This window comes from Vagococcus vulneris, assembly GCF_003950515.1.
GTDB lineage: Bacteria > Bacillota > Bacilli > Lactobacillales > Vagococcaceae > Vagococcus > Vagococcus vulneris.
Window position 1 is genome coordinate 1 of record NZ_NGJS01000005.1, and the last position, 22,053, is coordinate 22,053.

Here is a 22,053-nt window from a genome sequence, read left to right on the forward strand (position 1 = left end):
TTTCCATGTTGTGTGTGATAAACTTTGATTGTCCTTTTTCATAAGGGACCTCCTAAATGATTGATATTTCGTGGTCGGGAAACCAAATATATCTTATCATTTTAGGAGACTTTTTTTATACCACGCTGAAAGCTCTTCTGAACCACCCGCATAGCAGGTGGTTTTCAAAACATATAATAAAAAAGAAGATACATAGAATAACTATCTATGTATCTTCTTAAAATTTATACATTTAATTAAAGGGCTGCTTCGCCTTCAAAGATTACGCCTTGGTTAGCATTAACTGTGATAACCATGTTGTCATCAATTTTAGCTGTTGCACCTTCAACTCCAACTAAGACTGGGATACCTTCTGCAATACCCACAACAGCTGCATGAGAAGTTAATCCACCTTCTTCAACAACAATTGCTGATGCTTTTGAGATAGCAGGCATGTAGTCTTTATCAGTAGTTTTAACAACTAAGATTGCACCGTCTGTCATTTTAGCAATAGCTTCTTCTGCTGATGATGCTACGATTGCTTTAGCACAAACTGTATTTTCGCCAATTCCTTGACCTGAACATAATTTAGAACCTAATAACTGAATTTTCATTAAGTTAGTAGTTCCTGATTCACCAACTGGAACACCAGCAGTAATAATAATTAATTCACCATCTTTAGCAAATCCAGATTCTTTAGCAATATGAGCAGCTAGGCCGAACATATGATCTGTATCTTCTGGTTTTTCAGTGACTTCAGCATATACACCCCAGTCTAGAGCTAAACTACGCGCAACTCGATCTGTATAAGTTGCAGCAATAATATTAGCATTTGGACGATATTTAGAAATCATGCGTGCTGTACGGCCAGAAGCAGTAGCTGCAACGATAGTTTCTACACCTAAGTTACGAGCTGTGTAACCTACAGATTGACCAATACTCTCAGTCATATCTGTTTTATTATGTAATTTCAAAGCATATGCCGCACGATCAGAAATTGAATTTTCTGTTTTAATCGCAATATTATTCATAACTTTTACAGCCTCTACTGGATAATCACCCGCAGCAGTTTCACCTGATAACATAATAGCATCAGTTCCATCATAAATAGCGTTAGCCACGTCACTTGCTTCGGCACGTGTTGGACGAGGATTTTTTTGCATTGAGTCTAACATTTGTGTTGCTGTGATAACTGGTTTGCCTAATTCATTACATTTTTTGATCAATTCTTTTTGAACGATCGGCACATTTTCAGTTGGAATTTCGACACCCATATCTCCACGAGCAACCATTAAACCATCAGAAACTAATAAAATTTCATCCGCATTATCGATACCTTCTTGACTTTCGATTTTAGGAATAATTTGAATATGTGTTGCATTTTCTTCTTCTAATATTTTTTTGATTTCTAAAACATCACTTGCCGTACGTACAAAACTTGCTGCGATATAATCGATATCATTTTTAATACCAAAACGAATATCGTTAGCATCTTTTTCAGTGATACCAGGTAAATTAATACTTACGTTAGGAACATTAACACCTTTTTTATTTTTCAAGATTCCTTCATTTTGTACAACTGTTACAATTTCACCAGCAGCTTTATCGATTTCACTAACTTTTAAGTCAATTAAACCATCATCTAAAAGGATGTGGCTACCAACATGCACGTCATTAATTAAATCAGCATAAGTAACAGAGAATTTTTCTTTCGTACCTAAAACTTCTGTCATTGAAATGCGAGTAACATCGCCGATTCTAAAATCAAGTTGTCCGTTCTCCATATTGTGAGTGCGGATTTCAGGACCTTTTGTATCTAATAGAAGTGCGATTGTTTTACCCGTAATTTTCGCAGCTTCACGAATATTTTTAATACGAGCACCATGTTCTTCATAATCACCATGTGAGAAGTTTAAACGTGTAACATTCATTCCTGAGTTCATTAACTCTACTAATGTTTCAACTGATTCACTAGCAGGTCCGATAGTACAAACAATTTTTGTTTTTTTCATTACAAAACGCTCCCTATAAATTTATATATTTTTTTACTATAATACCTGATTAATCAAAACTAGAAAGAAATTTGGTGATTTAATTCGTATAAGCTTAAATCCGGATGGTGTTTTCCGTTTTCAAGTGTCTTAACAATGTCAGTTGCAACCATTTTATTTTCAACTAATCCGACACACAAACCGCCTTCGCCTTCTTTAAGCAAATCAACTGCGTATGAACCAAATTTACTTGCTAAAACTCTGTCTCTTGCAGTTGGTGATCCACCACGAACAATATGACCCAAGACAGATACACGTGAATGGAAATCACCGTATTCAGCTAATTTATCAGCAAATTCATGGCCGGGCATAACACCTTCAGCTAAAATAATTAAACAATGTTTTTTACCACGGTCACGACCTTCGCGAACTTTATTTGCAACACTTTCGATGTCAAAATCGTGTTCGGGAATAATGATATCATCCGCTCCACCTGCAACTCCAGCCCAAAGAGCAATATCTCCAGCATTACGACCCATTACTTCGATAATAAATGTACGAACATGGCTAGTTGCAGTATCACGAATTCTATCGACAGAATCTAATACAGTATTAATAGCTGTATCAAAACCGATTGTAAAGTCAGTACCAGGAATATCATTATCAATTGTTCCAGGAATTCCAATTGCCGGAAATCCGCGTTTTGTTAATGCCAAAGCACCATGATAAGAACCATCTCCACCAATAACAACTAGTCCTTCAATACCGAATTTTTTTAATTGTTCAATACCTTTCAACTGTCCTTCTTCAGTAGCAAATTCAGGATAACGTGCAGAATAAAGACATGTTCCTCCGCGTTGTATAATATCTCCAACATCCGGGACATCTAATTTCTTTATATCTCCCACAACTAATCCTGCAAAACCATAATTGACACCATATACCTCCATGCCTTCAAAAATAGCTTTACGTGTTACTGCTCTAACAGCAGCGTTCATACCTGGTGCATCTCCACCACTGGTTAAAATAGCGATGCGTTTCATAAGCGTCCTTCACCTCAACTAGTTTTCTAATTTTAGTATTTCATAAAAATGTATAAAATACTTAAACCCAAAGATATTCTACCATTTTTTTACCGAAAAGTCTTTGTTTAACCGAAAAAACTTTTTGAAAATTATATGAAAACATTTACTTTACTGTTTTTTTAATAACTTGCTCATTTATTTACAATTATTTAATAATAATTGTTTTCTTACCTAAAATGTCTTCTAAAATTTGTATAAATTGTTCAGTTGGATCAATCCAATATTGTTTTTCTAATAAAAGATTTTTCCCCTGATTCATGAAAACTAGTACAACTGGTGTACTTCCTGAAAACTGACTAAAAATATCTTTCAGCTGATTCAATCGGACGTTTGAATCATTAATCTGCTCGATTTTTATATAACATTTTTTTTGAGATAACTGGTTTTGTTTATCAAGCGCATAGTCAAAAGTGTTAACAATCAACTGATTTTGTTTTGAATACTGGCTTAATTCTACTTTTCCTGTCAAATATACAACTGAATCTTGTTCAACATTCATATGAAGTTGTCGAAATAGTTTTGGAAAAATCGTTACTTCAATTTCGCCTGTATTGTCAGTAACTGAAAGAAATGCCATGGACTCGCCTTTTTTCGTCCTGATTTTTTTTACAGTCTGTACAAATCCCAGCAATCTTACCTGTTCTCCAGGAACAATGTCTACGATTTTCTTTACTTTCAACTGCTGACTTAATTCTTTAAATGTATCAATGGGATGCCCTGACACATAAGTACCTAGATAGTCAACTTCTTGCTGCAATTTTTCTTCTGGACTAAAATCTGTAACATTCTCAGTCTTTAAACTGAGAACCCCTAATAAATCCATGCTGCCACCGCTATACTCAATATTACGAATCAAACCGCCTATATCTATTACTAATTGTCTGCGATTTCCGTGTAACTCATCAAATGCACCAGAATAAATGAGCGGTAAAATATTTTCCTCTTTCAGCCATTTTCCATTTAAACGGATCAAAAAATTTTCCAAAGAAGAAAAAGGCCCGTCTGCTTTTCTTAATTCAAGAATATGTTTGATTAAATCTTTTCTAACACCTTTAATAGATGAAAACCCAAAAATAATCTTGCCTTTTTGCAATTTAAAACTGAAGTCGCTTTTATTAATACCAGGTATTACTGTTTTAACTCCAAATTCTTTTGATTCTGCCAAATACTCTTTAATTTTCTCAGGATTATTTCTAACAGAATGAAGCAGCGCTGCAAAAAAAGGGACTGAATAATGAACCTTCAAATATCCCATTTGATAAGCCAAAACGGAATAAACAACGGCATGAGACCGATTAAATCCATAGTTAGCAAAATGTTCAATATAATTATATACTTCATTAGCTGTATTTTTGGAGTGCCCTTGATTCAAAGCTCCTTGAACAAAATGTTCACGTTCTTGGTCTAGAATATCTTTCTTTTTCTTACTGATAGCACGTCGAAGAATATCAGCCTGCCCCAATGTAAAACCAGCTAATTTAGAAGCAATCTGCATGATCTGTTCCTGATAAACAATTATACCGTATGTTTTTTCCAAAATTTCTTTTAGGCTGTCATCAGGATAAGCAATTGGCTCTTCTCCCTTTTTTCTTGCAATAAATTGATCAATAAATTGCATTGGTCCTGGACGATACAGTGCATTAACTGATGCGATATCTTCAATAGACGTTGGATGCAGTTTTTTAAGTACATTTTTTATCCCAGCAGATTCAAATTGAAACACACCGACTGTCTTGCCTTTTTGAAACAACTGCAAGGTCGCCTCATCATTCATAGGAATCTCATTAAGATACAGTCTGTTTCCGGTTAAATAGTCTATTGAATCCAAAGTATTTCCAATAATTGCTAAATTACGAAGACCTAAAAAATCCATTTTCAAGAGACCAATTGTTTCAATTTCACCCATTGCAAACTGAGTCAACGGTATATCATTATTTCCATTTTGAAGGGGAACTAGATTAGTTAAATCTTGATCACTGATAACGACACCCGCCGCATGTGTCGATACATGTCTAGGCAATCCTTCAATTTGACAGGCCGTTTTAAACAACAGTTGATTTCTTTCAGAAAAATCAACTAACTGCTGCAATTTTTTTGAAGTATTTAACGAATCCCCTAAGGTAATCTTTAATACGTTAGGAACGGCATTTGCCCATTGTGTTGCTTCACTTTGACTTAGACCGAACACACGCGAAACATCTCGCAAAGCCATTTTAGCAGCAAGCGTTCCAAAAGTTGCAATTTGTGCCACTCGATTATGCCCATACTTCATATACACATAGTGCAATACTTCTTCACGCCGATTATCAGGAATATCCATATCAATATCGGGCATTGTATAACGTTCTTTATTCAGAAACCTTTCAAATAAAAGTTGGTACTGAATTGGATCGACATTCGTTATCTGCAAAACATACGAGACTAAAGAACCGGCAGCTGATCCCCGACAAGCAGTCACAATGTCATGCTCTCTTGCATATTTCATAACATCCCAAACAATTAGAAAATAATCGTCGTATCCCATTTCATGAATAACACTCAATTCCATGTTCAAACGTTTTTGGTAAGCGGCATTATCTTGCTTATTTATCCTGCGAAGTCCTTTATCACACAGATCACGAAGATACTGATATGAAGGTATACCTTGTGGTAATGGAAAAGCCGGCAATAAAGTTTGATGTAACGGTATATCTAAACAAATCTCATTTATCATCTGTTCCAAATTTTGTATAGCCGACGATTGTTGATTATCGATATATTCTTTGATAAACATCGAGTAGTCAGGCAGCCAATTACTTCCTGTCCTTACCACAAAATCTTCAGCTGATAATTTGATTCCGCTTTCGATAGCTTTAAGTGTATTAACTGAAAAAGCATCATCTGATTTTAAATAGGATACTTGTTTCATAGCAATTAGTTTCACTGATAACTGGTTAAAGTATTCGATATAATTTAATCGTTCATTTTCTTCAGCAGAGTAGTAAGCTAATCCCTGAAACCAATCGTCAGCTTTTACGGTACTATTTATTGATTTAATGAAATCATTTACGTACGTACTTTCCTGTTGGCTGATTAGGTAGCGTAGTTCACTTGTTTCCCAAGGAAAACAGAGTATAACATCAGTAAACAAATGTTGGACATCAGCTAGGTAAAAAGAGATTTCCCTTTGTAGATCATTACGAAGACTTGATATTTTTAGTAAATTATTATATCCCTGCTTATTTTTTGCGTAGACACACACTTCAAATTGTTTATTATCATAATACTTTGATTGATATTGAAGTGTGACACCGATAATCGGTTTAATATTTTGTTTAATACATTCTTGGTAAAATTCAATGACACCGTGCATAACATTAATATCAGTGATTGCTAGAGCTGTGTAACCTTTTTGTTTTGCATCTCTAACTAAATCAGGTATACGATTCGTGCTCTGCAATAAAGAATAACTTGTTAATACAGATAATTGACCTGACATTAGTGTGCACCCCCTACTATTTCTAAAATTATTGTAACATATTCAGATTACTTTCTTTTAATGAATCTTTTCTTTTAATTAATGAAATCTTTACAAGTTCGCTGTTTATTGATAAACTATTTATTGAAAAGAGGTGCGGATTATGGGAAAAATTGTTGTTCTGATATGGACATTTTTACTTGGTCAAGTAGTCGGTTATATTGGCGGTGCGCTAAACCAAGGTTCTTATAATTTTATGGCAACCACAATCGTTTCTTTGATTGCTGGTATTTTAGTGATGATACTTGCAAAGGTTGCCCAACCAGCAAAAGTCAACAAATAAAGTAATTGCTTACCTTATTATTGTTACGAAAAAGCCATCCGCTATCGGATGGCTTTATTTTTTTCTTAATATGGAACTGAACCGGATATCACCTTGAAAATTAATAAGAGTAATTACAATATTCACAACAACAAGTAAACTCGTAACTACGAACACCATTCTGTAATTATAAATATTTGCTACTAATGATCCAATCATTGGCCCCACAACTTGACCCAAATTGGTAAACATCTGATTAAAGCTGAATACTCGGCTCACTCCTTCTTGAGGCGTCATTTTACTTATCAGCGTATTTATCGATGGCATCAGTGCACCAGTTGAAAATCCAAGGAAAAATCTTAGCATACCCAATTGAAAAGGACTTGTTACTAGTGACATTGGAAACAAGCACAGAGCAGAAATTATTAATCCGATTAACAGAATTCGCTGATTACCAATTTTATCCCCCAATTTACCTAAAAATGGTGATGAAATAAATGTAGATACGCCAGAGATTGATACAATTAAACCACTGACAAAAAGAATATTTCCCGAATTGTCACCTAACTGGCGAATATAAAGAGTTAAGATTGGGCTGATGCTTGTCATTCCTACTTGAAGAATTAATGTAGAAATAAATAAGCCAATCAAAATTTTAGGTGATTCAACTTCTCGGAATACTTCTCTAGTTGACATTGCTTCATCTCGTGTAATTGGTTCAAAATCCTCATGAACAAAGAAAATTGTCAGTACCGTATTAATTAATAAAATAAGACCTGTCACAATAAACACATTCTTTATACCAACCACTTCAGCTAAAAAACCACCCATCGAAGGTCCAATCAAGCTACCGGCTACAGCACCAGTTGCCAATGTCCCTAGTGCCCAACCATTTTTCTCCATTGGTGCTTGAGAAGCTATCATTGCTGTTGCATTAGGTACATATCCTGATAAAACCCCATTCATAAAGCGCATAAATAACAACCAAAAAACATTGGGAACAAATGCCAAAGAACCCATCGTTATCGTCATACCTGCAGCAGCACGAACCATCATCAATTTACGACCTTTACGATCAGCTAAACTGCCCCACATCGGTGAAACAATGGCCGCTGATAAAGCTGTTAAACTAATAGATAGGCCTGCATAAAACTCTACCTTATTCGCCGGAGCTCCTAACTGTTCTATGTAAATAGGAATAAACGGTAATACTAAACTAAAACTTGCACCTGTAAAGAAACAGCCTATCCACGCAATATATAAATTACGTTTCCAATCTACTTTCACTTGTCATCTCCCCTTTTTCATTCATTTACTATTATAGCTTAATTTAAATAAAATCATAGGGATTGTATAACTAGTTCTTAATAATTCATAGCATTGTCAGTTATTTTATCAATCAGATTAGCGACATTTAATAATATCACTTGATTATTTCTATTTATATTGTTAAATATTCTTAAACTCCAAATATTATAAAAGTAAATCCAGTGATAAGAACTAATTCATTCCAATTTTACTGTTCAATTTTATACATACCAGTCATTACTTAATTAATAATACAAAATATATTTCGAAAAAGCTTTAAATTACTTAGCACTTCCTAATTAATAAAGATAGTTTAAAACATACAAAAATCATATAAAAAAGACAGCACAATAGCTGTCTACTTCATACAAATAGTAAAATGTCATTATAAAAATGCCAACATTATAAAGTTGATGACAAAGAGTCCTGTTACCACCCAAAGAACCGGTGATACCTCTTTGCGTTTTCCTTTTACTAACTTAATAATAACGAAAAAAATAAATCCTGCTGCAATTCCATATGAAATACTGTAACATAATCCCATAAAAACTGATGTAAAGAATGCAGGTATCGCATCTTCTAAATCTGTCCACTTTATTTCTTTAAATGACGACATCATCATTACCCCAACTAAAATTAGGGCGGGAGCTGTTGCTTGAGGTGGTACCATTCCAACAATTGGCGATAGAAAACTACTCAATAAAAACATTGCTGCTACTACAACTGACGTGAAGCCTGTCCTACCTCCAACACCAATACCTGCAGCACTTTCAACAAAAGTCGTCACATTTGACGTCCCAACAATAGAACCAGCTGTTGTTGCGATAGCATCTGCAAATAATGCCTTATCCATTTTTGATTTAACACCGGAGCTATTTTCTACAGCATCTTCATCTTCTTTGGTAAAGATACCTGTTCGCCTACCTGTACCGATAAAAGTCCCAATAGTATCAAAAATATCTGATAAACTGAATGCTAAAACTGTCAACAGAACCTGTGGAATGCGTGAAGAATCAGCAAACAACGATGGTAATCCTTTAGTCCCAAAAGCCGCACCAAATGTTGTACCTAACTCTTTAAACGAGTTACCTAAAGAATTTTGATGAAAATCAACACTGGATAACTCCACAACACCCATTGGGATCGCCAGTATTGTGGTTGCAAGAATACCTATCAAAATCGCACCTTTAACATTTTTAATGACCAAGATTGTTGTTAAAACTAAGCCGATAAATGCTAAAATAATTGCTGGACTATTAAAGTTAGCTAGTGCTGGAACAATTCCTCCATTCGATACTACGTTTACCGCTTTGCCTCCCTCTACAGTTGACGAAACAATCGCTTGCTGATCAGACGTAAAATGCAAAAATCCAGCATTTTTAATGCCTACGTAAGCAACAAAAATCCCAATTCCTCCCCCTATAGCATGCTGCAAACTTTCAGGAATTGATTTAATTATCATTTTTCTTAGTTTAGTTATGGTTATAACGATATTAATTAATCCACATAAAAAGACCATTGCCAACGCTTGTTCCCATGAATAACCTAAACCCATAACAACTGTAAATGTAAAAAATGCATTTAGACCCATACCAGGAGCTTGTGCATATGGTACATTTGCAAACAATCCCATGATAAGCGTTCCAATTGCTGAACTGATAATTGTTGCTAAAAATACAGCCTGAAAAGGCATACCTGATAATGATAAAATTGATGGATTAACAAATAAAATATAACTCATCGCAAAAAATGTTGTTAAACCCGCAATAATTTCTGTTGAAACCGTCGTACCGTGTTCCTTTAATTTAAACATCTTCTCTACCAACTTAATTGACCACCCTTTGTTCGCTTTTTTATTATTATACTTTTGATTATATCTTAAAAAATAATTTTATCAACAATTATATTTACATTTTCTAATAAAAAAAATATATAGTTCGTGTTTAAGTAGTAAATATATGTAATTTCCTAAAATAAAAAATAAGCAACAAAAGCGAGTTGGCTTTCGTTGCTTAATTGTAATTATTTTTATCTATCTACATCACTTAAAAGTAAATGTACTATTTAAATTATGACATCACAATTATTTAGTAAAATTATCAAAATAACCTTGTATATAAACAATCGGTGTTCCTTTGTCACCGCTACCCGATGTCAAATCGGCTAACGATCCGATTAAATCTGTTAACTGTCTAGGCGTTGTGCCTTGCGCTTCCATAGCACCGACTAAATCATCTTCTTTGTTATCGATGTGTGCTTTAATTGCTTGTTCTAACTCTTCACCTCGTAATTCAGAAAAATTGTTATCAGCTAAATATTTTAATTTGACTTCATTCGGTGTTCCATCAAGACCAGCAGTAAATGCAGGTGATACAACCGGATCAGCTAATTCCCAAATTTTCCCGACTGGATCTTTAAAAGCCCCGTCTCCGTAAACCATTACTTCAACGTTTTTACCTGTTTCATCTTTAATCATCGTCTGAATCTTATCGACCACCGGCTGACAGTTTCTTGGAAATAATTTAATGCCTTCTTCTGTTGATTTGTTTGAACCCAACAAACCGTATTGTTCATTGTAGCCACTGCCGTCAACTGATGATGATAAAATATCATCTAGCGTATAAACTCTTTCAGCTCCAGCATTCTCTAAAATACGCTTTGTTCGCTGACGTGTGTGAATATCACAAGTTAACACATTTTTTGTGTAGTCTAAAATTGTTTTTGGTTTTTGCGAAAAAATCACTTCACATTCAGTACCTTCTTCAGCAATTAAGTCCTTGTAAAATTCAACGTAATCAACGCCAGTAAAACGATGTTTACCAAATCCGAATAGTTCTCGGAATTGAGTTTCCGATAAAGTATCAGTCCAAGGATTAATACCTTTTTCATCTAATAAATCTAAAGAAATCAAGTGGTTACCGACTTCATCTGACGGATAGCTCAACATTAAAACAATTTTTTTTGCACCTCTCGCAATCCCTTTTAAAATATTTGAAAATCGATTACGACTTAAAATCGGAAAGATGACACCAATTGTTTCATTCCCGAATTTAGTTTTAACATCGGCAGCAATTTGGTCAATCGTTGCATAATTACCTTGAGAACGAGCTACAATTGATTCTGTAATTGCCACGATATCTTTATCTTGTATGTCAAATTTTTCTTTATTCGCTGAATTTAGAACGGTCTCAACAACAATCGATTCAATTGAGTCTCCTTCATTAATAATAGGACAACGTAATCCCCTTGTTACTGTTCCTACTGTTCTTTCCATCATTTAATATCTCCTTTAAGCTTCATTGAAGTAGTTAATCTACCTTTGTTAATATACACGGTTTTCACTTTTTTGTAAAATTATCATACTAAATAAATCTAGTTATTATTAAAACTTTCTTCAATATTAAAAGAATTAGATAAATTTTAACTATACTCAATAGTTATCCTTTTAAATTTAATCAAACAAAAAGACCCTTTCAGCGGATTTTCTAATATCCGCCAAAAAGGTATAAATCATATTAGAGTTAAGATTTTGTATTTATTTATGAAAATCTTTGACAATAATATCTTGATTTAACGAAGCCCAGTGATTAGTCGGACCATGACCGTGACCAACAGATATCGGCTGACTGATAGCCCCTTGAATAAATTTTTTAGCAGTAATTATCGACTTACTAATCGTTTGGCCTTTTGCTATTTCAGCAGCAATACATGCTGAAAATGTATCTCCTGTACCATGTGTATTTTCTGTATTTATTCTTGGAGCTTCAAGCCAAAAGCGTTCTCCATCAGCCAACCACACAAAATCTGCTGATATTTTTCCTTGACCATGACCGCCTTTAATAATTACATGCTGAACCCCGAGTTTTCTTAAATCAGCAGCTGCTTTTATCATATCCTCACGTGTCGTGATAGGGTAACCTAGCAAAATTTCAGCTTCTGGAATATTTGGAGTCACAACACTAGTTATCGGCAATAGTTTTTCTTTAATCAATACAATAGCATCATCCGCTAATAATTTATGTCCTCCTTTGGCAATCATGACTGGATCAACAATTAATGGACCAAAATCAAATTTTTTCAGTTGCTTAATAACTTCAGACACATGTTTAGCATCGGCTAACATACCAGTTTTTACAGCTTTAATTTTAAAATCTTCAGCAAGTGACTGAAACTGAGCAGCAATAAAATCACAGGGTATCGGCAAGCTTGCTTGAACTCCCATTGTATTTTGAGCAGTCAATGCGACAAAAATTGTCATTCCGAAGACTTTTCTTGCTTGAAAAGTCTTCAAGTCAGCCTGAACACCAGCTCCACCGCCTGAATCTGACCCGGCTATTGTAAGTACTTGAGGCGTTTCATTTATCATCATGATCAGCTATCCCCTTTTTTAATATGTCTCGGTTAATAACTCCGCGGAGCATTTTAGTTTTTTGCTTAACTGATTCAGCTAACATAATATCACTTACTAGAGAAATTCCTGAAATGCCGCTATCTGCCAATATGCTTAAATTTGTTGTATTAATTCCGCCGATTGCAACAACTGGAATTGTTGTTTCTCTTGTTATTTGTTTTAATGTATCAATCGACACTTCTTCAGCATTCTTTTTTGTTGATGTTGGAAAAATGGCACCCACACCTAAATAATCTGCACCGTTTTTTTCAGCTGCTAAAGATGCAGCAACGGTCTTGCTTGAAACGCCTAACCATTTATCCGGTCCGATAAGTTGTCTGGTTACATCAACCGGCAGCTCATCATCACCAATATGAACACCTGCAGCGTCAACTGCTAAACAGATATCAATACGATCGTTAATGATTAATGGAATTGAATAGTCATCTGTAATTTTTTTCACTGTAGAAGCTAACTCATAAAATCTACGAGTAGTCGCCTTTTTTTCACGAAGCTGAACCATTGACACACCAGATTGACATGCCTCACGAATGATATTTAAGAAGATATCATCAGAAAAATCATAACGATTTGTCACTAAATATAACGGTAATAATTCCTCCATCAGCAATCGACTCCTTTAATTTGTTTGACCCATTCATACCCTTCCTTTAGAACAGACAAATGATTCAACGTATAGTGTCTGAAATCTGCTAAAGCAGGGCTGTCGCCAAGACTATCCCTTGATTTTTCTCCACAAATATTGAAATAACTGATTCCTGTTAAAACCGCTTCAACAGTCGTATAATCATCTGTTAAGCACGCAGCAATTATTGCTCCAACAATATCTCCAGTTCCCGTAAAAGAATCAAGTTCGGGTACACCGTTTGATAACTGAAAACATGACTCAGAAGATACCACTAAATCAATAGGTCCAGTCGCAAGGAAAACTGTATTAGGATATTCTTTGGTCAATTCTTTTAACTTCATTGTTAATTCTGACAGTGACTCCGATGTTTGATCTAACTGACTTCCATCCACACCTTTTCCATTAGACGCAAGACCACAAAAGGAGCGCATCTCAGACATATTGCCTTTTACCACATCAGGTTGATTTAATAATAGTGCTTTTCCCAGCTGCAATCTAAGCTGAGTTGCACCAACTCCAACTAAATCAACAACAACTGGCTTATCAAAAGCATTTATTTTGCTACTTGCTTGGACTAAATTCTCCTCACGCTCAGGTGATATATGCCCTAAATTTAATAATAACGCATCAATTTGCTGAAATAATTCACCAAACTCACGCGGATCATCAGCCATTATTGGTTTTGCACCAATATACAATAATGAATTCGCCATTGTTTCACATGTAATTTCATTAGTGATGCACTGGATCAACGGAGACTTTGTTAAAAATTTCTTAGTTAAACCAGCTTCTTTAAATTCTTGAATTGACAGCACCATTTACACTTCCTTTAAAAATTTCTTGAGTTTGTTTGAAAAAAGTTACTTGACTCAGCTTAAGCAAGACTATAAAACCGATAATCGATCCTGAAATAGCTCCACCAAAAAAACGCGGTGTATAAATAAACCAATATAAAGCTTGACCGCTACCTGTAAACCAGACCATTACCGGATATGATAGCAATGAACCGACTAAACCAGTTCCGATAATCTCTCCGGCACATGCACCGTAGCTGTGTCTAGTTAAACGATAGCCTAAACCGGCTAAAAATGCACCAAATACCGCTCCAGTTAGAGCTAAAGGAGGAATCCCTAAAAATGTCATCCGAATCAGTGCGCACATTAAAGCCATAACTGTTCCATAAATTGGACCGAGCATAACTCCGCCGATCACGTTTATCACACTTGACATTGGTGCCATTCCTTCAATCCTAAATAAAGGAGATAACACAACATCCAAAGCTATCATCATTGCTAAAATTGTCAATTTTTGTACGGATTGAGCTGATTTTGTCATTTATTTGCTCCTTTCGGCCAAGTCTCTTTAGTTACAGCCATATTCCAAAATAGATATTCTAGCTGACTGCTGATGTAAAAAGCCTCAATCATCTGTTCCTTTTCAATGTCTGTGCTAGTTAAAAAAAGCTGATCAGCTAATTCACAGTGCTCCAAAACCTCCTTTGCTGAATCCTCTCCCGAATATGTTTCTATCCAACGTTGGTACAACTCGTTAGGTGAACCAGTTTTAATCAACCTTAATCCTATTTCATGATAAAGCCAAGGACATGGAAGTAATCCAGCTACTGCACTGCTGACTGCTCCCTCTGCCAATTGTCGATACATATGCGACACATAATGGTAAGCTGTCGGAGCAATTGGTGTTGCTGCGACCTCCTCATCAGTTATACCCAGTTCTTTGAAAAACATGGTTCTAACCATAACCTCTCCAGATTCCAAATGATTCGCACCTTTAATCATAATTTCTTTGACTGTTTGATTATCTGTTTTTTCAGCTATCATGGCATGAATCTTGCTAAAATGCTCTAAATAGTATCTATCCTGAATTAAATAATAACGAAATTCATCTGCTGGGAGAGTTCCCTCAGCTAATTGTGTAATAAATGAGTGCTTAAAACTTCCCAACCAATATGGATTAGCACGTTCCCTTGCTATTTTTGAAAACATTTTCATTCCTCCGTATTAAATTTCATAAAAAAAGTATTACATTGAATCCTATAAAAAGACAAAGAGCAGTAACTGCACCTAAACGATTCAAATAAAATTTATTTTCTGCGCGACGATTGCCGTTTTCATCAAATCCTCTAGAAAACATAGCTTCCGTATAGCTGTCTCGCCATGACAGTGCGACAACAATTACCTTTAAATACAACATCGGTGACCAAAAATGCAAACTCTTACCTCTCATTTTACTTGACTCTTGAATCGATTTAACTTCTTGCGTAATTTCCGGCATTGCATGAATAACAACTAAAATCCCATAAATAAAATTTGGCGATATCTTTTTTTGCTCTAAATATAATAATAATTCCTCTAAATCAACTCCAAAAGCAAAGGTCATACCCATTGCGGCGAAAGCAAAGGTTCGACTAAATAGTAAGAAAGCTTGTTCTAAATTATTACCATGTAAATAAATCGACCAAAATGAACCGATTGCCGGAATTATCGGTAAAACTATCATCAGTATTATACCTCGCCATTTTTTGTTTATTAATAAATAAACTAAGGCGCTTGCAATAATACAAATATTTAACATGATTGATTGTGAGAACGATATTTCCAGTGTCAATATTAAGATTAACAAAGAAATCGTCAAAGAATTGGTAGACTTCATTATATTTCACCTACCTTCTCGAAAAATTGTTTATCAGCTAAATTGATATGATGATGGCTGATGCCATCTAAAGGAGTTAAGCGGTGTGTCACAATAATAAAACTCTGCGTCTTTGATTTCTCTTTTATCCAATCAACAAAATACTGACATGAACGTTTATCTAAACCTGTAAAGGGTTCATCTAAAAGCAAACACTCTAAATCAAGGCTAAGCATACAAATGAGTTGAATCATTTTTTTCTGTCCTTCACTTAGATGATAAATGCTGCTATTTAACTTTTCTGTCAACTTTAAATATGCCACGGCTTCTTGCTGCTTGAGGTTAAGCTCCTTATCATTTGATGAAAAAAGTAGTTCTTCTTTCGGAGTTAAAGTGATAAATTGTTTTTCAGCATCTTGTACAGCTAAAGAAATTTTTTGATACAGCTTTCTACTGCGTTTCAATCGACTTTCTTTTAAAAACAGTTTCCCTTGATATTGGTGTAACTGTACAATAGAGCGTAAGAATGTCGACTTACCCGTACCATTCTCTCCTGTTAAGGTTGTAATACCATCCCTAAAGGTAAAGTCTTCTTTAGAAATTAACTCTTTTCTACCCTGCTTCAAACAAAATTCCGAACCTGAAATCAATCTGTTTGTTACTTCTTTTGTACTATTTAATCTTACTTGTTCCTCAGCATTAGCTAATTCTGTTTTTAACAATCCCGTTTGACCTACTTCAAATCTAATATCAATTACATTCAAATAATTATTTAGATCGTGGTCGCATATAATAATTGTTTTACCTAGATCTCTTAGTTTTGCTAATTTATTTATTAATAGTTGACGACTTGATGGATCAATACTTGCAAATGGTTCATCTAACAAAAATACATCTGGATTTACAGCAACGATAACTGCTAAAGCTGCTCGTTGTTTTTGACCGCCCGATAATGTTGTCAAATCTTGATTCAAGATGTCCAGAGTTTCAGAAAAATCTACTGCTTCTTTAATACGAAATTTTAAATTATCACCATAAATGCCACAGTTTTCTAACGCAAAAACCATTTCATTATAAAGCGTTCTCATCGTAAATTGCTGAGAAGGATTTTGAAAAACCAGCCCAACTTTTTGAGCTTTTTCTGACATAGACAGATTTTGGTAAGAACAACCATCTATTAAGATTTGCCCCGTATAATCCAATGAAGAAAAACCAGCTATTAATCGAAGCAGTGTCGACTTACCACATCCACTATCTCCAGTTAATAAGACCATAGTTCCTCTTTCAAAAGAGGCATTAAAATCACGTAAAACCACATGATTTTTTCGTTTAAAAGTAACATTTTTTAACTTAATTTTTTTAGTCATTCACTATCGCCAATCCTTGCATCCGGTTATATAATTTCATAATAGCGTTGACGATAACTACACCAAAAAATGTGACTGATACAAAACGAACTACAAATAAAGTGATAATCATTAAAATAGAGTAATTTCCATAACCCTGTTTAAAGTATTCATATGTAAAACTCAACACCGTTGTTCCAACTGCACTATACATCAGTGTATGCATATCGAATCGGCGGTAGCGCGTAACAGCAAAACCCAACTCTGAACCTAAACCTTGGATGAAACCTGAAATCAATACACCAGGACCAAAATACGACCCATAAAGCATTTCAGCTGCCGCTGCCAACATCTCACCAAGAATCGAGCTCCCTCTTTTAGGAATCAGCATGCTTGCCATTGGTGCAGCCATCGTCCACATACCAAACAATATTTCATTAGCAAACGGCCCTAACCCTAAGGGCAACAAAGCAGATTCTAAAACAGCATATAAAAATCCAGCACCCATAAAAACACCGCCGAATAGAAATCCTATAAACCCTAGTAATACAACTTGCTGCAATGTCCATTTATTTTTGTCCATAATAAACGCCTCCCTATTTATCAATCTAAATTGAAACTTAAGGAGGCGTTAATCTCAACTGTTTATTAAAGTAACCCACTTTAATAAAAAAACCTATTCATATCAAATATGAACAGGCGAAAAAACGATAATTAACAGTTCTAATTATTCACAGACATTTCTCTTCGCCAGTACTAACTGGAGCAGATTCCACGGGTATAATCTCAGCTTAACGCACCCCAAATGTTTCTATTTAAATGTAAAGTCAGTATATCATTAAAAATTAGATATGACCACTAATTTGTGTAATTTTCCTATTTGCTTTTATTTACTATCATTCATCTGCTAAATTTTTCAACAACTCTATGTAGATTATTTCAATCCTTTTATCTTCTTTCCTGATTTATTCTATATTTTCAAATATACTGATACCGGCGAATGTGTCGTTTGGACGCACCAATCATCTGGACAGCATCCTTAATTGAAAACATCCATGATAATATTTTGTTTTCTAAAGAATATATCAAAATAAATCGTACAAATATTTTTGAAAATATCAATATTTTAAAATAACCATTTGACACATAAACTAGTTTTCTTACTAATATTTTATATAAAAAACAGAAATTTGTTATTTTTTTAAGTCGATCTTTTTAGCCAATACTGGACATTACGGATTTAAGGCTTCCTCTTCCAATCTGCTCTTAAAAAGAATAAACACATGTCAATTCTTTACTCATCAGTTTATCAGACGTACAAAAAAATACTAATAACTTTATTTACTTGGAGATACTTAGTCATTTGTAACCCAAAAAGGTTTGCACTACGATTATAGAAGTCTTTTCTATTGATAATTATATAATTTTAAATTTTTTTCTCATAATAACTAGTTTTATTTTCAATTTACGTTAAAATAATTAGTAGGTTTAAAAAAAGGAGTGTCCTATAACATGAAACGTACTAAAAAAAAATACTTCATAATGTTTTTGTTTGTTCTTATTATTGCAGGCGAATGTTTTTATATGTTCCAAGTTAACTTAACCTATAAACAAATTGTTAAATCAGACAATCAGGTAAAAAAAGTTAAAGCTGATTTAGATGAGGCTAACCGCCTCAAAGATGAATATACTAATACAAAAAAACTTGAAAAAATGCAGCGTGATACCGATAGCTTCACAAAAGATATCGATATTTATGACTTGGCTGATAAAAAGGCTGATGCACAATTATCACCTTACACTAAGGCTATTGATTCTTATAAGGAACCAGCTAAAAGCAAAGATTTAAAAACACAAATAAATACTTTCAACAGTCTTATACAACTAACACCTCCCTATACATCGAAATCCGAAGCAAGAGATACCCTATATAACAGTGCAAAGGGGGAAATTGACTAGTGGATGAGCGAAGAAAACAAAGAAAAAAGGAAAAGCATGATTATTTATTTATTGGCCTCATCATATTAATGTTCATTACATCTGGCTTTACCGTATACTCATATAAAAAAACCGGAGAGGATTCCCTACAAAAACTTACAGATAATCAAGACAATATTAATCGGATGAAAGAAAAAATTGATACTATTAATTATACAAATAAAGATAATAAAGATTACTATGAAAAAATTACCGGAGCCTATAAAAAAGTTGATGATGAACTAAGGGAAAAAAAGGATTTATTTGATAAATACATTGATGATGCCTTTGCAGCCGAAAAAGATCGAAAAAAGATGATTGTATCCATTGAAAAGAACATCAAAAAACAAAAAGCACCAGCCGGTAAAGAGATTCAAAAAAATACTAATGGTTTATATATTCTAGTTAAAAAAATGCCTACCGAAGAAGAAGCAAAAAAAGATTTCCCTGAAATTTGGAATGAAGCAGTACATATTGCAGGTCTTGTCAATAATAACAACGATTCAGGCCTTGCGTATACTATTTTTAAAACATTATATGATACAGACTATCCATTTGCTGACGATGGTTGGCCTAGTGAAGTAATTGATAAATCTGATAATACAGTTGTAGAAATCGGAACAAAATTATATGATTCTATTATGAACACTAATTTTTACGGTGAAAACCCAAGTAATAAATATGCCGGTGCTTCCGATTATAAAGCCGAAAATTATAAGCTCAAAAAGGAACAAGCTGAGCAAGATAAGAAAGACCGAGAACGCCAGAAAAAAGATGAAGAAATACGACGGAAGAAAAATACACCGCCAAACGTTTCGGATGCTTTGAATACATTTAAATCAAGTGAATTTTACGAAAGTGATGACAACATCAGTGATTTAGGCGTTGGAACAAATGATATGGGTGGATACCGTACATTTAAGATTGAACAAAAAAATACGACATCATCCAGTGATGATAAAGATAATAAAATCTTTAAATATGCTCGTGTTTACTCTGACGGAACTATTCAATACTCTGATGGACCGTTCACATAAAAAAAGATTACTCATTTACTGAGTAATCTTTTTTTAATCTTTATTTACTATCGAATTAACCGGTTTTCGATTAAGATACATTGGTAAAAAAATACAATGAGCAACAAAAACCGTAATTAAGCAAATGCGCATAAATAAATTTGGTACAATGATAAATGGTATAGCTAGAATTAAAAATAGAAATATTAACGCTTTTATTTGCTGAGTTTTCGTCATTCTTTTCTCTATAAGCAAATCATTCACATATTGTCGATACCATTTTGTTCCCGTGAAACGACTATGTAAACGTGGAGAGCTGCGGACCAATAAAAAAGATGTTAATAAATAAAACGGTACTGTAGGCAACAACGGCAATATTATACCAATAGTACCAAGAATAAATGTGACGGTCGCCAATACAATAAAAATAATTTTTTTCATAGTCTCCTCCTTTAATCTTCAATTTAATTGTAAGTGATTGCACAAACAAACACAATAAGAAAAGTCACCATACAATCAATAAATTGTTATGATGACTTTTTTACTTTTCTCTTTCTTTTTACGCGTTTTACCCGAACTTTACCATTCTGAGACATATGTTGTTCTTTTTTAATCGACATATAATGCTGTCTTCTGATTTGCCGTTCTCTCAAACATAAAACACCACCAAAAACATACATTAAACCTGACACACTAATCACACTAATAGCTCCTAACGCGATAAAAACAATCGTCCAATCTTTTGAAATTAAGACTTGATTTAGGCCAAACATAGCAATCGCTTGTCCGATTACTAAGATCAGAACATAAATACTTAATGCTCCTGACAGATTACCTATAAATAAAACGGACCCTGCGATGTCTTCTGTTTTAAATAATGAGGATGCTAGTCCGATTAACAAAGTAATCGGAATCACCAAAACCGCTGTTCGAACCCACCAAGCAATTTTAATCAATAATACGCCAATAGACTCTTGCTTCATATATATACCCACCTGCCCTATTGAATTCACTGATTAAATTATAGCATATTCAAAAACTAAGAATATAACTAATCAATTAAACGATCTTTGTTTTTTTGAGTATGTCAGATATTTTTGCAGTTTCTCTTTTTTCTTCACTTTAATTCGCTCAATCTTTTCTTTGGCCAAACATTTTCAAAAACCATTAATTTGCAATTTCTCAATCAGCAATTCATCTTCACTCATAACTTCTAATTTGTCAGGATGTCGATCATCAAAATCGAACGTAATCCTTTAGATACACATTGTTGTATCTCAGCGTATTCTTCAATGACAACAACATATAAACATTCATTTAATTTAATAAAAAAATCTCCTACTAAAATAAAATTTTTTATTTCTTTTTGCTTTTTTGTTTATATTTATTAGATGTTTTCTTATGTCTTCTATTTGCAGATTTTTTTTTAGAATTTTTAGATAACGCTTTTTTTTCTTTTAAACCGATAACAGCACCTATGATATAAAGTACTGAAATTAATGTATAACAAGTCAATACACCAAAAATCAAATAATATAATAACCAGCCTCTTATTTTTGGTACTTTTGTCAATCCAAAAAAAGCAATTATTTGACCGATTACTGTCGGTATAATCGTTAATGTTATAAAGCCTAAGATAGAACTAATTATTTCAGACTTTGAAATAAAGCCAGACATACTAAGTGTCATCACAACTCCAAAAATGAGGACTAATGGTACTGTAAGAACCCACCATGCTATTTTCATAATTTTTTGCGATTTACTTGCAAGTTTATTTTTACGGTTGGCTCCCATTATTAGATCCCCATTCTATCTGTAATTTTTATCTATAAATAATTCATACTCTTAAAAGTATTACAGATTAACTGCTTTATGTAAAGAAAA

20 protein-coding genes and 1 riboswitch are annotated in these 22,053 nt (G+C 33.9%); of the genes, 3 read left to right on the forward strand and 17 right to left on the reverse strand.

Features of this window, described 5'->3' with window-relative positions; genetic code table 11:
- Positions 1–236 precede the first annotated feature (236 nt).
- The 3 genes from pyk to dnaE all read right to left on the reverse strand — a co-directional run bounded on the left by pyk (position 237) and on the right by dnaE (position 6,533).
- Positions 237–1,991: a pyruvate kinase gene (gene pyk / locus CBF37_RS04640; protein WP_125983562.1), complete on the reverse strand. Its 1,755-nt coding sequence runs from the start codon at positions 1,989–1,991 to the stop codon at positions 237–239.
- Positions 1,992–2,050: 59 nt separating this feature from the next.
- Positions 2,051–3,013: a 6-phosphofructokinase gene (gene pfkA / locus CBF37_RS04645; RefSeq protein ID WP_125983563.1), complete on the reverse strand. Its 963-nt coding sequence runs from the start codon at positions 3,011–3,013 to the stop codon at positions 2,051–2,053.
- Between the two features lie 187 nt (positions 3,014–3,200).
- Positions 3,201–6,533, reverse strand: coding sequence for a DNA polymerase III subunit alpha (gene dnaE, locus CBF37_RS04650; protein WP_125983564.1), 3,333 nt, complete (start codon positions 6,531–6,533; stop codon positions 3,201–3,203).
- Between the two features lie 142 nt (positions 6,534–6,675).
- Here dnaE and CBF37_RS04655 point away from each other — a divergent pair, with 142 nt between their 5' ends.
- Positions 6,676–6,855: a YjzD family protein gene (locus tag CBF37_RS04655; RefSeq protein WP_125983565.1), complete on the forward strand. Its 180-nt coding sequence runs from the start codon at positions 6,676–6,678 to the stop codon at positions 6,853–6,855.
- A 54-nt stretch (positions 6,856–6,909) separates the two neighbouring features.
- Here CBF37_RS04655 and CBF37_RS04660 read toward each other — a convergent pair whose 3' ends face one another.
- From CBF37_RS04660 to CBF37_RS04710, 11 genes are all read right to left on the reverse strand, one after another.
- Positions 6,910–8,121, reverse strand: coding sequence for a multidrug efflux MFS transporter (locus CBF37_RS04660; protein WP_125983566.1), 1,212 nt, complete (start codon positions 8,119–8,121; stop codon positions 6,910–6,912).
- A gap of 406 nt (positions 8,122–8,527) precedes the next feature.
- Complete coding sequence (locus tag CBF37_RS04665) at positions 8,528–9,955, reverse strand: NCS2 family permease (RefSeq protein ID WP_125983701.1); 1,428 nt, start codon at positions 9,953–9,955, stop codon at positions 8,528–8,530.
- Between the two features lie 270 nt (positions 9,956–10,225).
- Entirely contained in the window at positions 10,226–11,416 is a 1,191-nt protein-coding gene (locus CBF37_RS04670; RefSeq protein ID WP_125983702.1) for a coenzyme F420-0:L-glutamate ligase, read from the reverse strand.
- Positions 11,417–11,677: 261 nt separating this feature from the next.
- Positions 11,678–12,511, reverse strand: a complete 834-nt coding sequence (gene thiD / locus CBF37_RS04675) for a bifunctional hydroxymethylpyrimidine kinase/phosphomethylpyrimidine kinase (protein ID WP_125983567.1) — start codon at positions 12,509–12,511, stop codon at positions 11,678–11,680.
- Positions 12,498–13,157 (reverse strand): thiamine phosphate synthase, encoded by a 660-nt coding sequence (gene thiE / locus CBF37_RS04680; RefSeq protein ID WP_125983569.1) that lies wholly within the window; start codon positions 13,155–13,157, stop codon positions 12,498–12,500. The genes thiD and thiE overlap by 14 nt, the downstream gene beginning before the upstream one ends.
- Positions 13,157–13,999 carry a hydroxyethylthiazole kinase gene (thiM, locus tag CBF37_RS04685; RefSeq protein ID WP_125983570.1) on the reverse strand — a complete coding sequence of 281 codons (843 nt, stop codon included), beginning with the start codon at positions 13,997–13,999 and terminating at the stop codon, positions 13,157–13,159. Before thiM ends, thiE begins: the two co-directional genes overlap by 1 nt.
- Complete coding sequence (gene thiW, locus CBF37_RS04690) at positions 13,974–14,516, reverse strand: energy coupling factor transporter S component ThiW (RefSeq protein ID WP_125983571.1); 543 nt, start codon at positions 14,514–14,516, stop codon at positions 13,974–13,976. The genes thiM and thiW overlap by 26 nt, the downstream gene beginning before the upstream one ends.
- Positions 14,513–15,184, reverse strand: coding sequence for a thiaminase II (gene tenA, locus CBF37_RS04695; RefSeq protein ID WP_125983572.1), 672 nt, complete (start codon positions 15,182–15,184; stop codon positions 14,513–14,515). The genes thiW and tenA overlap by 4 nt, the downstream gene beginning before the upstream one ends.
- Positions 15,185–15,206: 22 nt before the next feature.
- Entirely contained in the window at positions 15,207–15,851 is a 645-nt protein-coding gene (locus CBF37_RS04700; RefSeq protein WP_125983573.1) for an energy-coupling factor transporter transmembrane component T, read from the reverse strand.
- Positions 15,851–17,197 (reverse strand): ABC transporter ATP-binding protein, encoded by a 1,347-nt coding sequence (locus CBF37_RS04705; RefSeq protein ID WP_125983575.1) that lies wholly within the window; start codon positions 17,195–17,197, stop codon positions 15,851–15,853. The genes CBF37_RS04700 and CBF37_RS04705 overlap by 1 nt, the downstream gene beginning before the upstream one ends.
- The gene (locus CBF37_RS04710; RefSeq protein ID WP_125983576.1) at positions 17,190–17,759 is read right to left on the reverse strand and encodes an ECF transporter S component; all 570 of its coding nucleotides are present in this window, start codon (positions 17,757–17,759) and stop codon (positions 17,190–17,192) included. Before CBF37_RS04710 ends, CBF37_RS04705 begins: the two co-directional genes overlap by 8 nt.
- A gap of 142 nt (positions 17,760–17,901) precedes the next feature.
- Positions 17,902–17,990: riboswitch (TPP riboswitch) on the reverse strand.
- 698 nt (positions 17,991–18,688) lie between these two features.
- Between CBF37_RS04710 and CBF37_RS04715 the strand changes: the two genes are divergently transcribed.
- Together CBF37_RS04715 and CBF37_RS04720 are read left to right on the forward strand one after the other, a co-directional pair.
- On the forward strand, positions 18,689–19,135 hold the full coding sequence (locus CBF37_RS04715; RefSeq protein ID WP_125983577.1) for a hypothetical protein: 447 nt from the start codon (positions 18,689–18,691) through the stop codon (positions 19,133–19,135).
- On the forward strand, positions 19,135–20,190 hold the full coding sequence (locus CBF37_RS04720) for a hypothetical protein (RefSeq protein WP_125983578.1): 1,056 nt from the start codon (positions 19,135–19,137) through the stop codon (positions 20,188–20,190). Before CBF37_RS04715 ends, CBF37_RS04720 begins: the two co-directional genes overlap by 1 nt.
- 33 nt (positions 20,191–20,223) lie before the next feature.
- Here CBF37_RS04720 and CBF37_RS04725 read toward each other — a convergent pair whose 3' ends face one another.
- The 3 genes from CBF37_RS04725 to CBF37_RS04735 all read right to left on the reverse strand — a co-directional run bounded on the left by CBF37_RS04725 (position 20,224) and on the right by CBF37_RS04735 (position 21,963).
- On the reverse strand, positions 20,224–20,610 hold the full coding sequence (locus CBF37_RS04725; RefSeq protein ID WP_125983579.1) for a YbaN family protein: 387 nt from the start codon (positions 20,608–20,610) through the stop codon (positions 20,224–20,226).
- A gap of 86 nt (positions 20,611–20,696) precedes the next feature.
- The gene (locus tag CBF37_RS04730; protein ID WP_125983580.1) at positions 20,697–21,152 is read right to left on the reverse strand and encodes a hypothetical protein; all 456 of its coding nucleotides are present in this window, start codon (positions 21,150–21,152) and stop codon (positions 20,697–20,699) included.
- 373 nt (positions 21,153–21,525) lie between these two features.
- A complete protein-coding gene (locus CBF37_RS04735; protein ID WP_125983581.1) occupies positions 21,526–21,963 on the reverse strand; it encodes a hypothetical protein in 438 nt (145 codons plus the stop codon).
- Between the last annotated feature and the right edge of the window lie 90 nt (positions 21,964–22,053).